This is a genomic window from Bacillus sp. 1A (assembly GCF_052682215.1).
This window is the reverse complement of record NZ_JBQYLZ010000001.1, coordinates 3,693,202-3,706,230: the sequence shown is the minus strand read 5'-3', so window position 1 is coordinate 3,706,230 and position 13,029 is coordinate 3,693,202. Positions and strand designations below refer to the sequence as shown.

The window sequence follows — 13,029 nt, the reverse complement described above, 5'->3', positions numbered from 1 at the left end:
TAACATAACACTGTTACGTTGTAAATGGACTTTTATCGTAAGTAGCGTAACAATGTGTAAAACAAACCTGTTTCACACACGAAAAAAAGGCTCTTACACATTATGTAAAATGCGTAAAAACCCTTATTTATCAACATGTAAACCATATTTCATAAAAATCAATCCACCCTCGTGAATTAATCATTATATTTTGTACTTTTTCGTGAGAAGTTACTTGTTGTTTGTTACGGTATAAAGGAATAACTTGAATTTGACGTAACAAAGTCTCCTCAATATCGCGTAACAGTGTAACTCTTTTCTCTACTTGTTCTTGTTTAAAATAAGGGGACAACATTTTATGAAAATCCATGTTGCTTTGCCCATGAATAAAACTATTTTTTGTAAGAAACATATATAGCAGACTATCTTCTATTCGTTCGCTAATTGTTGCACTATCATGCATCATATCAGCCTTTTGTATCGTACTGATTTCCAATAACTCTTCAACTTCAAGAAAATTATTTTCTATACGAATCCCGTACTTCGCACACTCTTTCTGTATCCATTGTGCATCTTCTACATGATCTTGTCCTGTAAATGTGTACAGTTGTAGCACTTCATGATGATACATGCTCCTTTTCACTAAACATTCTATCTCTTCCTTAATCTCTACTGTTCTTTCATTTGCTAATATTAGTTTCTTTGCCACTTCTCCACGTTCTCGGCCGAGTTCTTGGACAATTTTATCGCCATGAATAATCTGATGTAACGCCGTTCGAAACAGCTCATCTTGCATTGGTCCTTCTTTTACAAGATTGCACGTTACATATGTCACGTTCGATTCAAGCCGAGACAACTCTTTATTAGGCTTTTCTTTATCTTTATATTGCGCCTTTACTAACACGTCATATGTATTTACATTTTTCTCTACATTCATTAGTTCAATTCGGTCAAGAAAAGGTCTTTCACGATAATATAAATCATGCACTTCTAATACAAATAATTGTGCACTTTTCTCGCGTAATGTAAAAGGTCCTGTACCAATAAAGTTTCCTGCTTCATCTTCATTTACGATAGAACACTGTTCTGCACTTAGCATATGTAAAAACATCCTATTTTCCGTATGTAATTGAATTTCAACAACAAATTCATCCACTGCACGGACATTTTCAACATGTTGCAACATCCATGCGTGTGGGTTGTTTTCCGCTTTCATAAATCGATTCAATGAATGTATAACATCATGTGCGGTAAGTCGTTTTCTATTATGAAGATGAACGCCTTTTCTTAAATAAAATGTCCAAACCTTTTCAGCGTCATTATATTGCCAGTGAAAAGCAAGTCTTGGCTCTATACAATTTGTTTCCTCATTCACATATACGAGTGTATCAAAAATATGTTTAACCATATGACATTCTGAGCGCATCGTAGCGTAGACCGGATCTAAAGCGATGTCTAGATTCATTTGTACTTGCAACCGAAGTACATCTTTTCTTCCTTCAGGTGTCCTTTCTATTTTATGACCAAATATTGAATCTACCCAAGCTTCATACTCTTTCTTTACTGATGGAAATTGTGAGCTGTAGCGTTCCACAAATGAGATTCCACTTTTCACATCCCCTTTTTTCGTTAGTTCTTTTCCTCTGTCTAAAATCAATGTCATCGGTTGCTTTTGAAATATTAATTTAGAACGATTCCCTCTTCCGCGTCCTGGAAACCAAACGATCCAATTTAACTCTTCTAATTTTTTTATTATTAATTTACTATTACGCTCTGTACAAAATAATGTTTCGGATATATTTTGCACTGTTATTTCTAATTGTTCTCCTTCTTTTTTCCCTTTCCCATAGGCACACCATAGTTCAATATATTGATCTAAAATAAACATCATAATCCCCCTAAAAGGTGAAAAATAACCCCTTTTGTTTCTACCCTTTTTCCATTTCTCTTTTCATCTTATCATTTCAATATAGAAAGGAGGAATTAATATTGAACAATCTCTTACTACGTTATAATAAACCAATTATTATAAGACTGTGCGGCGAATTATTAACCCGAACAACCGAATCCATGTTAGCTCTTATTATGATTATTTACGTTAATAAAATGTTAAACGGTAATATAATAATAACTATGCTCATTTTTGGACTACAACCACTATCAGACATTGTATTTACACTTATTGCTGGGGGAATTACTGATAAATATGGGCGAAAGAAAATTATGTTACTCGGCTTATTGCTACAAGGCGTTGCAATCGGCAGCTTCGTCTTTGCTCAATCTGTTTTTATATTTGCTTTGCTATACGTCATAAACGGGATTGGCCGTTCCTTATATATTCCCGCTCAACGTGCACAAATAGCTGATTTAACAAAACAAAAACAACAAGCAGAAATTTTTGCTCTTTTGCATACGATGGCTGCAATTGGCTCCGTAATCGGTCCAATAATTGGTGCTATCTTTTATCATACTCATCCTGAATATTTATTTATAATGCAAAGCATTACACTTATGGTATATGCAGTAGTTGTATGGACGCAGCTTCCAGAAACTGCTCCAGTATTTACAAAGCCAAAGCAAAAAGTTGAAGTATCATCTTCAAAACAATTTGTAAGCAAGCATTACGCCGTTTTAGGACTTATGATTACTACACTTCCTATTAGCTTTTTTTATGCTCAAACTGAGACAAATTATCGCATTTTCGCTAAAGATATATTTCCAGATTTCGTATTCATACTCGCTTTTATTTCAACATGCAAGGCTATTATGGAAATCATTCTACAAATTTTCCTCGTAAAATGGTCTGAACGATTTTCCATGACGAAAATTATACTTATTTCTTACACCTGCTACACAATAGCTGCAATTGGCTATGGGTTTTCAGCAACAATCTCGTCACTATTTTTCACATTGTTCTTTTTAGTCATTGGGGAAAGTATTGCTTTAAACCATTTACTTCGATTCGTTTCAGAAATCGCTCCTACAGATAAACGTGGAATGTATTTTTCAATTTACGGGTTACATTGGGATATAGCTCGAACGTGCGGTCCTGTACTTGGTGCGGTTTTATTAAGTAAACTAAACGGTAGTATGCTATTTTATATTTGTGCTTGTTTCTTAATAACGGGAGGGATTATTCAAGCACTGTTTATTCATAATGTAGAACGTAATAAAATAAATAAAGACGTTTCGGAGCATACCCCTCATATTTTATAGGATGCTTTCTTTATAAAAAGAAGGATGTCACAAAAGTCTCGAGACTATTGTGACATCCTTTTTATTACCCTGCCATTTTATTAATACTATCTTCTGGTGAAAATACCGAAATATGATTTACGTTACCAGTTGATTTTGGAATAATGAATTTCAACTCAAACTGATTGTTTACTTTATATACGTATATTTTATCTTCCCCATTTACTTTAACTGAAGCTGGTTTTCCTAATGCTTTCTCTATTTCTTGTAATGTAATTGATTTTAGCTCTGCATGATAGGAGCGTACATCAAAAACTTGTGATCCTTTATTAAAACCGAAGGAAACATTTTTATTTATAAAGGTAGCGTACATTCCGTTTCCTGCTTGTTCCGTTTTATCTGCTTTTCCCCACGCTTTTTCTATTTCTTCAATATCTCCTGTATGAGCTGCGAACGGAATATTAGGTACTTTTCCTTCTTTCGCTAGTTCAAACAATTCTTTCACATGGTTAATTGATTTTTGATTGATTACTGTATCTTTCGAGCGTGAATCTGTACCTGATTTTGTTGATCCTTCATTATTTGATTTTGCTTCAAGCTTTTTCTTTTCTTCAGAAGAATTATTTTGTTCGTTTTTACTATTTTCCGAAGTTGGGTTTGTTTCCTTTTTTTCGTCTGTCCCTTTACATGCTACTAATGCCAATAGGCATGTAAAAGCGAGAAATAACATAGCTATCTTTACATACACTTTCATACATTTCAACCCCCTATTATAATCTTATTCCTTTCGATAACCAATCCATTACGCTACTTTTCAAATTATATTTGTTCCAAAAAATAAATGCTTCACTTTCTCCTAGTGCTTGTACAACATCCTCTACAAAAGCTGTTCCTAAAAAATAACCAATTCGGTTGTATCCAAAGTATTGTCCGCCAGATAACCGGAACCACTCTTTCTCTTTTTCGAACGTCCATCCTTCTATATAATCTTCCAAAAAACGATTCTTTATTTGTTTTTCATTTTCTATATAGCATTGTAACCAACGTTCACCATCATTGTTATATGAGTAGTACACTGATTCATTTACGCCTTTTATAATTTGCTTTGATAAATATGTTGCAACCCCTTCACGATACAAAGTAACTGCCGCGTCAGTCCACTCAGCTTTTGTCCAATCCATTCCATCATTTTGTAACATAACATTATGATATATATGTCCTATTTCGTGAGCGACAATAACACGAAGGTGATTTACATCTGGAGATAATTTTTCTGCCGCAAAAAATATGTCTCCAATAATTTTCCTTTCTACAAATGCATTAGAGCCAAACCCTCCAACAAATAGATGAAAATTCATATTTACATCAAAGTTATATTTATAATAATATTCATTCGTTATCTCTTGAATAATAGTCGGTAATGTTTCTGCAATGATACGAATTTCTTCTATTTTTGCGGGATATCGTTTAATGGCATTAGAAACTCGTTCTCTCGTATGTGGACAATGATACTTAAAGTATTCTTCAAATATCTCTGGATGCGAAGTAAAGTATTGGTTGAGGACTGCTAATTCTACATCGTTACTTTCCCATAATTTTAAAAAACTTGGAATTGTATTATTTATCATTTTTTCCATCTCCTTATATATCCCTTCTCGCCATTTACACTGCAATCCTTCCTGAAACGTAGAAAAAGCAACAAAGAAAGATGAGTCTTCTTTGTTGCTTTTTCTATTTAATCAAGCCATTTATCACCATCAGAAATCCATTTACCATTATGCAAACCATAACATTCATCATAATAATAAAAAAAGCTGTCCAAAAAGGACAGCTTTACATATGTATTTTTACACTTCGATTGACTTACCATCTTCAACAATATGATAAAGTAAGTGAGCTAAATGATGAATTGGGCCATACTCTTCCTCTTCTTCATCTGTTTCACCTTGGAACTCAAGATCATTTAAGTATAGTGCTAAAAATTGATAGTATAGTTTTAAATCAAATCCGTAGCACGCAGTTGGCTCTTCATGATCGCCTTCGTATTGTAACATTAAATATTGATCGTTTCCTTCTGCATCTTCTGCGTCAAAGAATACGAAGAATCCAACGTTTGTATCTAAATCAAATAGATGACGAGTGCCTTTTTCTGTCGCTTTATTGAAGTCCTCTTCACTTAATTTATGTACTGTTGTCGCTTTAGCATTATCTTCTTGATGGAAATTTACTGTAAATGTTTTCAATGCTGACACCTCCTGATTGTATAATACTAGCATAACATATAAAAAGGACTGCTTACAAATGTAAACAGTCCTTACATTCATTTTCGCATTGCTCGTAATAAGAAGCTTACGATGAAAATTAAAACGATCGCACCGATTAAAGCGGGAATAATTGCATATCCGCCAATGACTGGACCAAAACTACCAAGTAATTTCGAACCAATCCAAGAACCGATAATACCAGCAATAATATTACCAATTACACCACCAGGTACGTCCTTTCCAGTAATTAAGCTCGCAAGCCATCCTAATATACCACCGACGATTAAAGACCAAATCATATGATAACCTCCTTTATATTTTACCAATCAAAATATAATTAGAAACAATTGCTTACCATTAGTTATGTTACATTTTTCAATAGTTATTCATACAGATTAACTATTAGATTATTTCAAAATAATGAACGGCCAGTTTTTCGACTCGAGGTTGATGTTATTCGTAATACACATATTAAGGACAGTCAGGCTTTAATATTGTCCGCATAAACTCTTCTTTAAATGCAGGATAGTTAAAACCAACTGCAATTTTTTGAATTGGTCTATTATCAAACGTTGTCGGCACAGCTATTTTTCTAAAATCCGCCACACTTTGTCCTCTTGTTACGTCATTTGTCGTACTAATCCAAACTGCAGATTTTTTGTATTCAAAAATATCATCATTTATAAATGAAATGAACGGAAGTAAATCGTGAATTGGACTTCCAGCAATACCCGGGTATTCTTTTTTATAAAAGTTCTCATAATAAAAATCGATCATTGGTTTAATAAGCTTCGCTTGCCCGGTTCCTTCTTTATTAATAATATCCACCATTTCAGGAGTAATGAGGGCTGCTTGCGTTACATTTAACGGATAAATAGTCGCATTTTTTGCATACTTCATCACAATATTTGCGGCGATTGGATCCCCATAAAAATTAGCTTCTGATACAGGAGTAACGTTACCAGGAAATAAAAACGCACCGCCCATAATATAATATGAACATACCTTATCCATTACATTTGGATATAATAAAAATAACGTTGCCAATGTTGTTAAACGCCCTGTCGCTACGATAATAATATCTTCTGGACAAGGTTCAATTAATTTAATTAGTTCACAAAAATTTTCCCGTTTACAAATCCTCATATCAGGTGGAATAATTGGCCCTAAACCATGATCTCCATGTATTTCAGGAAAGAACAAAGGTTCTTCAGCTGTCATCGGTCTTGCTGCACCCTCAATGATTTTTACTTCTGTAGCATAGTATCTTTCTAAAAAATACACATTTTCCGTTACAATTTCTCGCGATACATTCCCATATTCAGCAACAATACCTATAATATCCAATTGACATGTTTTATTTGCATAAATTAACGCCACCGCATCGTCAATACCAAAGTCTCCAAAAAAGATGATTTTCTTATTAACTATCCTCACCCCTCTTCAACATAATCTACTATTATTAGTATGTAAAAAAGACAAGGCTGTGAAACGGTGCAAACTAAAAAAGTCGCCTATTTATTGGCGACTTCAATCTTTTTATAAGATAAATATGCTAGTACATTTTTACTTGAATCGTATTTCGGATTATTTCCTTTTCTCGGTTCTCTCATATGTGTTTTTTCAAATCCAGGAATATCTGGCATTTTCTCCATAAATTCAAGTATTTCTTCTTCAGTTCCTTCAATACGTACGCGAATCATTATTACTTTTCCTCAATTCTCATTTTCTCAGTACTAAGTATAACGTACTTTGAAAAGACTGCAAGAAATTTATCTTTTTAATGTCGCGCTTTTTTTGCATACAAACAATGCCATTTCAGTATAAAACGATATAATTTTATTATTTTCATATTGAATGTTAAAGAACTCTTGTATTTCAACTGATGTTTTCATCATACATTCTGTTAACTTCACGCGTTTCTGCAAAGGTACATTCATCATATCGCACCACCAGTCAAATTCAAATTTCTTGTCAAAAGTAAGACATGACTGCATTTGTAAACCATTTTTTTCCAATAAGGTAATCCATTCTGTTTTTTTCATCGCTCGTTCATGACTCGGATCTCGCTTTTTTTCTATAAAATTATAAAATGTATCGTATTCATTATTTTCCGGTGAAACATTATCTATTAAAATAAACAATCCATTATGTTCTAACGTACGATTTACTTCACATATAAACTGAGCTGGATTCGTAAAGTGATGTGCTGCAATTCGGCATGTAATCGTATCAAAAGAACTATCGGCAAACGGTAAACTTTCAGCGTTTCCAGCGACAAAAGATACATTTTCATATCCATTACTTATAATAAAGTTTTTCGCATTCTCTAACATTTTTTCTGTTAAGTCTAAAGCAACTACTTCTTTAAACAATGGAGCTAATATATTCGCAACATGTCCACCGCCAGTAGCAATATCAAGAAGACGATTATTATGACAAGACTCAACTTGTTGAACCACATATTGTAAGTCTGGTCCATTAGCATGAATTTTACTTTTCACATATTTTTCCGCATTATTACCAAACTGTTGTTTTACAAGCTCTTCTTTACTCATTTTATCATCTTCTTTCTATTGTTATTTACATATAGGATTCATATATTAATTAAAGTTCTCTTTATGTATTTTCAAATCCTCTTTTCAGCTTACTTCTTATCATGCTGGCCTATCATCAATATACAAAACAAAAAAGGTTACGGGAACTTGTCCCCTAACCCGACTAAATATTTATTACATTTTTACTTTTTCATATACATCTATATAATATAAATCCTCTTTCAACTTCATAATAACGTCTACTTCGTTATAAGTAGCCTCACGAGCATGTAAACCAAATTGATCCATGCCGATCCATATCCATCCAGGTGTATGATGTAGAACATCTATGTTAAAATAATCTAATTTAATAAGCTCCGATTTTATAAATTTATCTTTATTAGCGATTTGTTTATCTATTAAACCATATTCTTTTCCATTTTCAAGTAGCGATATAATTTTCCCTAAAATCGGATGTTCACGTATAATAAAATGATATTCCCTTTCGTCTACATTCGCCATAATTAAACGAGAATTAGATAAATCTAATCCCAAACTCGGCATATTTATTTTAATCACCTCCTATATTGGTTTCGTCTCCATCCTAACAAACAAATATTTAAATAATATTAATATAATGTAAAAATATAAAGGCTGATTTCCTTTTAGAAATCAACCTTTATATTTTTATATCGTTTCTTTTTCCTCATTATTTCTAGAAACTAAATTTCCAACAGCATCTGCCGTTACTTCAACTACAAATTCACAAATACCTGATACAACTTCTCCAATTACTTCATCCATCTTTTTACCCCCTTATTTTATGTAACTTATTTCTAGTATAGGAGAGATTGGTTATTTTTAACTATCGGAAAACGTGACAACAACATTACAGTTTTGTAATCTTTTGTAATTTGTTTAGTTTCTATCCTTTGAAACTCCAAGTATGATTAACAAGCATATAGGCCATCATAATATTAATTAAGTTCCAATTATGCTAGAGGAGGCGTGTAAAATATACTACGTAAAATTAATTAAAGGTCAATCATTCTATGCATTTGATCATCGTTTCTTAATGTCTGAAGAAGAAAAGGTTTCCGAGAAAGTTTATAATTACTTACGTCGTAATGAATTTTTCGAAGTACGTAAAGAAGAATATTCGGCCTGATGTATTAAAAGCATCAAGAAAAATATCATTTAATAGTGATATTTTCTTGATGCTTTTATTTTATTTATCCTTACTTTCACTGAATATGTAATCATTGATTTTATACATTTCGACTTACTTGTTTCATCTATTAACACATCAAATTTTTGACAAATCAAAAAGATTGAAATCCACTCATGAAACACGTAATATAGACTCTGACTCTAAAAAAGTTCGTTATAAATTATACATAAAATAAGGAGGTTTTATATACGAGTTTTTCATTTTAAAAGACGGAGAGGTTTTACATTATGTGGCGTAATAAAAATGTTTGGATTGTGTTAATTGGGGAGTTTATTGCTGGTCTAGGGCTATGGCTTGGTATTCTTGGCAACCTTGAATTTATGCAAAAATATGTCCCTTCTGATTTCATGAAATCAGTTATATTATTTATCGGACTATTAGCTGGTGTACTAGTCGGTCCTATGGCTGGTCGTATTATCGATCAGTATGAAAAGAAAAAAGTTCTTCTTTATGCTGGGTTTGGTCGCGTTATTAGTGTTATTTTTATGTTTTTCGCTATCCAATTTGAAAGCATTGCCTTCATGATTGCATTTATGGTTGCTCTTCAAATTTCTGCAGCATTTTACTTCCCTGCATTACAATCTGTAATTCCACTCATCGTACGTGAGCATGAGTTATTACAGATGAACGGTGTACATATGAATGTAGGTACAATCGCTCGTATTGCAGGTACTTCACTAGGTGGAATTCTTTTAGTTGTAATGAGTTTACAGTATATGTATGCCTTCTCAATGGCAGCATACGCTTTATTATTCCTCTCAACTTTCTTCCTACAGTTCGAAGATAAGAAATCAACAACACCAAGTAAACAAGCTGCGAAAGATAATAGCTTTATGGAAGTATTTCGTATTTTAAAAGGAATTCCTATTGCTTTTACAGCACTTATATTAAGTATTATCCCTCTATTATTTATAGCCGGATTTAATTTAATGGTAATCAACATTAGTGAAATGCAACATGATCCAACGATTAAAGGCTTTATATATACCATTGAAGGTGTCGCATTTATGTTAGGAGCCTTCGTTATTAAACGTTTATCTGACCATTTCAAACCTGAAAAATTATTATATTTCTTCGCTGTTTGTACCGCTTTTGCACACCTTTCATTGTTCTTTAGCGATATAAAATGGATGTCTCTTACATCATTTGGTTTATTTGGTTTTAGTGTCGGTTGCTTCTTCCCTATTATGTCGACAATTTTCCAAACGCAAGTGGAAAAAAGCTATCATGGTCGTCTCTTCTCATTCCGTAATATGTTTGAGAGAGTGATGTTCCAAATTGTCTTACTCGGCACAGGCTTCTTCTTAGATACGATTGGATTGCAATATATGGTTCTCATTTTCGGTGTGATTTCATTATTAATTATTTTCATTTCATTATCTAAACAGAAACAATATGAAAAACAGCCTTCGCAATCTGCGAATTTATAGCATAAATAAAGACGCATGGATCATATTAGATTAATCCATGCGTCTTTGTTATATAAAGCCTTATTTATTACGCTTATTGTAATTATTTAAAGGAGTACCCTCTTTCGCTTTCGAATACAGTATACTAACATGATATATACAGGAGGTGCAAAATTGTCTGATGGTATGCAGTTATTTAGTATCTTTATTTTTGTATTAGCCCTGTTTAGCATCATAAACTTTTTAGCTATTTCCTTATCTGGACATAACTTTAAAAGAAGAATTGTCGCAGGTTTCATATTTTTACTGATAACTCCTATTTTTTTTTTGCTACCGTAGCATTCGCTTCTATATTTGATAAAGCTGGATTTGGCGCAGGTGGGCTAGCCTTTATTGTTGCAATTATATATATTTTAAATGGAATAGTAATCCTACTTTCCTCTTTATTTTTCCTCAAAAGAGACATAACATAGGCTACAGTACTCGGCATGAATCTGACTTTACACTAGATTCATACTTTTTCAATTCCCCCTTAATTTTTATATGAAATTAAATAATTCTTTATAAAAATTTAAACTTTATTTATTACAATATTCGTATCGTATTCGCACGTTTATTAAAAATGAAAAGAAAGGAGTACAAAATGAAAAAATTTCTATTAATTATTCCAATATTCATCGTTCTACTTAGCGGATGTAGCAATAATGATATATACGGTTCTTGGGAAGTCATTGACAACAAAAATGGTCTTTGCCCTGCATCTTATAAATTTGAAACAGTTGTAAAAGAAGAAAAGAAAGAAAAAATTATTCAAAACTTAGTAGAGATGCAAACAACGAAGAAAAAAGAAGATTTATACAAAGGTTCATTTGTAAAGGATTCTAATGTGTATCACATTGATTATGGTAACTCATTTACATCGGATCAAACTGTAAAAGTTGTCGATGGCAAATTAAATGTATACTTTTATGCAGTGGAAAAGTTATGTACATATAAAAAGAAATGATTACACTTTATATATGACGCAGAAAATATTTTCTGCGTTATTTTATATTTCTCCTTATTATCCTCCCTCTAAATTTGTCAATCGTTTTAATTTTCATAAAAAAATGATAAAATGTAAACATGTGTTTTCAGAATAATTAAAAACGCAGAAAGAAAACACTGTTTTTAGGAGGGGTTTTGATGACTTACACGTTAGCAACTAGAATGAAAGCATTCCAATCTTCTATATTTAGTGAATTAGGGGCTTATAAAAAAGAAAAAATTTCAGCAGGTCACAAAATGATTGATTTAAGTATCGGGAATCCTGATATGCCGCCTGCTGACTTCGTAAGAGAAGAAATGGTACATACAGCAAGTGAAAAAGAAAGCTACGGATACACATTAAGTGGTATTCAAGAATTTCACGAAGCTGTAACTGAATATTACAACAACACTCATAACGTTAAATTAAATGCCGATAAAGAAGTTTTATTATTAATGGGTTCACAAGACGGACTTGTTCATTTACCTATGGTTTATGCAAATCCGGGAGATATTATATTAGTTCCGGATCCAGGGTATACAGCTTATGAAACTGGGATTCAAATGGCTGGTGCAACATCTTACTACATGCCATTAAAGAAAGAAAATGATTTCTTACCTAACTTAGAGCTAATTCCTGCAGAAATTGCCGATCAAGCGAAGATGATGATTTTAAACTTCCCAGGAAATCCCGTCCCAGCAATGGCTCATGCAGATTTCTTTAAAGAGGTAATTGCATTCGCGAAAAAGCATAACATTATTGTTGTCCATGATTTTGCTTATGCTGAATTTTATTTTGATGGTAAAAAACCAATTAGCTTCCTCTCTGTACCTGGTGCTAAAGAAGTTGGAGTAGAAATCAACTCTTTATCAAAAAGTTATAGTTTAGCAGGTAGCCGTATTGGATATATGATTGGAAACGAAGAAATTGTTCGTGCACTTACTCAATTTAAATCAAATACAGATTATGGTGTGTTTTTACCAATTCAAAAAGCGGCATCAGCGGCACTAAGAAATGGCGCTGCGTTTTGTGAGAAAAATCGCGGTATTTATCAAGAACGTAGAGATACTTTAGTTGATGGATTCCGAACATTTGGTTGGAATGTTGATAAACCAGCTGGTAGTATGTTCGTCTGGGCCGAAATTCCGAAAGGCTGGACTTCGATAGATTTCGCTTATGCATTAATGGATCGTGCGAATGTCGTTGTTACACCAGGTCATGCATTTGGACCTCATGGAGAAGGCTTTGTACGTATTGCACTTGTTCAAGATAAAGAAGTGTTACAACAAGTTGTTGAAAACATTAGAAATAGCGGTATTTTTTCTCTTGAAAAAGTAAATGAATTAGTTAAAAATTAATGATAACTCCCCTGCTTAACTGTAGCAGG

General features: G+C 32.8%; 14 protein-coding genes and 1 pseudogene. 6 read left to right on the top strand and 9 right to left on the bottom strand.

The window, feature by feature from the left end; all coding sequences use genetic code 11:
- Nucleotides 1-130: 130 nt before the first annotated feature.
- Nucleotides 131-1,867: an ABC transporter substrate-binding protein gene (locus tag ACUN0F_RS18855; RefSeq protein WP_445539928.1), complete on the bottom strand. Its 1,737-nt coding sequence runs from the start codon at nucleotides 1,865-1,867 to the stop codon at nucleotides 131-133.
- Between the two features lie 101 nt (nucleotides 1,868-1,968).
- Between ACUN0F_RS18855 and ACUN0F_RS18850 the strand changes: the two genes are divergently transcribed.
- On the top strand, nucleotides 1,969-3,195 hold the full coding sequence (locus ACUN0F_RS18850; protein WP_445539927.1) for an MDR family MFS transporter: 1,227 nt from the start codon (nucleotides 1,969-1,971) through the stop codon (nucleotides 3,193-3,195).
- Nucleotides 3,196-3,259: 64 nt separating this feature from the next.
- Here the strand turns inward: ACUN0F_RS18850 and ACUN0F_RS18845 are convergent, their stop codons facing one another.
- From ACUN0F_RS18845 to ACUN0F_RS18810, 8 genes are all read right to left on the bottom strand, one after another.
- Nucleotides 3,260-3,928 (bottom strand): YjgB family protein, encoded by a 669-nt coding sequence (locus ACUN0F_RS18845; RefSeq protein ID WP_445539926.1) that lies wholly within the window; start codon nucleotides 3,926-3,928, stop codon nucleotides 3,260-3,262.
- Between the two features lie 16 nt (nucleotides 3,929-3,944).
- Entirely contained in the window at nucleotides 3,945-4,802 is an 858-nt protein-coding gene (locus tag ACUN0F_RS18840; protein ID WP_445539925.1) for an aminopeptidase, read from the bottom strand.
- A 219-nt stretch (nucleotides 4,803-5,021) separates the two neighbouring features.
- Nucleotides 5,022-5,417, bottom strand: coding sequence for a hypothetical protein (locus tag ACUN0F_RS18835; RefSeq protein ID WP_000847587.1), 396 nt, complete (start codon nucleotides 5,415-5,417; stop codon nucleotides 5,022-5,024).
- Nucleotides 5,418-5,494: 77 nt separating this feature from the next.
- Complete coding sequence (locus ACUN0F_RS18830) at nucleotides 5,495-5,737, bottom strand: GlsB/YeaQ/YmgE family stress response membrane protein (RefSeq protein ID WP_000638305.1); 243 nt, start codon at nucleotides 5,735-5,737, stop codon at nucleotides 5,495-5,497.
- Nucleotides 5,738-5,909: 172 nt separating this feature from the next.
- The gene (locus ACUN0F_RS18825) at nucleotides 5,910-6,875 is read right to left on the bottom strand and encodes a nucleoside hydrolase (protein ID WP_098354840.1); all 966 of its coding nucleotides are present in this window, start codon (nucleotides 6,873-6,875) and stop codon (nucleotides 5,910-5,912) included.
- Between the two features lie 77 nt (nucleotides 6,876-6,952).
- Complete coding sequence (locus ACUN0F_RS18820; protein WP_078417986.1) at nucleotides 6,953-7,141, bottom strand: YvzF family protein; 189 nt, start codon at nucleotides 7,139-7,141, stop codon at nucleotides 6,953-6,955.
- Nucleotides 7,142-7,210: 69 nt separating this feature from the next.
- Nucleotides 7,211-7,996 carry a class I SAM-dependent methyltransferase gene (locus tag ACUN0F_RS18815; protein WP_327974201.1) on the bottom strand — a complete coding sequence of 262 codons (786 nt, stop codon included), beginning with the start codon at nucleotides 7,994-7,996 and terminating at the stop codon, nucleotides 7,211-7,213.
- Between the two features lie 174 nt (nucleotides 7,997-8,170).
- Nucleotides 8,171-8,539, bottom strand: coding sequence for a hypothetical protein (locus tag ACUN0F_RS18810; protein ID WP_046959718.1), 369 nt, complete (start codon nucleotides 8,537-8,539; stop codon nucleotides 8,171-8,173).
- A 451-nt stretch (nucleotides 8,540-8,990) separates the two neighbouring features.
- Here ACUN0F_RS18810 and ACUN0F_RS18805 point away from each other — a divergent pair, with 451 nt between their 5' ends.
- From ACUN0F_RS18805 to ACUN0F_RS18785, 5 genes and pseudogenes are all read left to right on the top strand, one after another.
- Nucleotides 8,991-9,143 carry a YqbF domain-containing protein gene (locus tag ACUN0F_RS18805; protein ID WP_071723536.1) on the top strand — a complete coding sequence of 51 codons (153 nt, stop codon included), beginning with the start codon at nucleotides 8,991-8,993 and terminating at the stop codon, nucleotides 9,141-9,143.
- 290 nt (nucleotides 9,144-9,433) lie between these two features.
- Entirely contained in the window at nucleotides 9,434-10,636 is a 1,203-nt protein-coding gene (locus ACUN0F_RS18800; RefSeq protein WP_445539924.1) for an MFS transporter, read from the top strand.
- 165 nt (nucleotides 10,637-10,801) lie between these two features.
- A pseudogene (locus ACUN0F_RS18795) lies at nucleotides 10,802-11,088 on the top strand (hypothetical protein).
- Nucleotides 11,089-11,258: 170 nt separating this feature from the next.
- On the top strand, nucleotides 11,259-11,621 hold the full coding sequence (locus ACUN0F_RS18790) for a hypothetical protein (RefSeq protein ID WP_264461771.1): 363 nt from the start codon (nucleotides 11,259-11,261) through the stop codon (nucleotides 11,619-11,621).
- Nucleotides 11,622-11,800: 179 nt separating this feature from the next.
- On the top strand, nucleotides 11,801-13,000 hold the full coding sequence (locus ACUN0F_RS18785; protein WP_445539923.1) for an LL-diaminopimelate aminotransferase: 1,200 nt from the start codon (nucleotides 11,801-11,803) through the stop codon (nucleotides 12,998-13,000).
- Nucleotides 13,001-13,029: the final 29 nt, after the last annotated feature.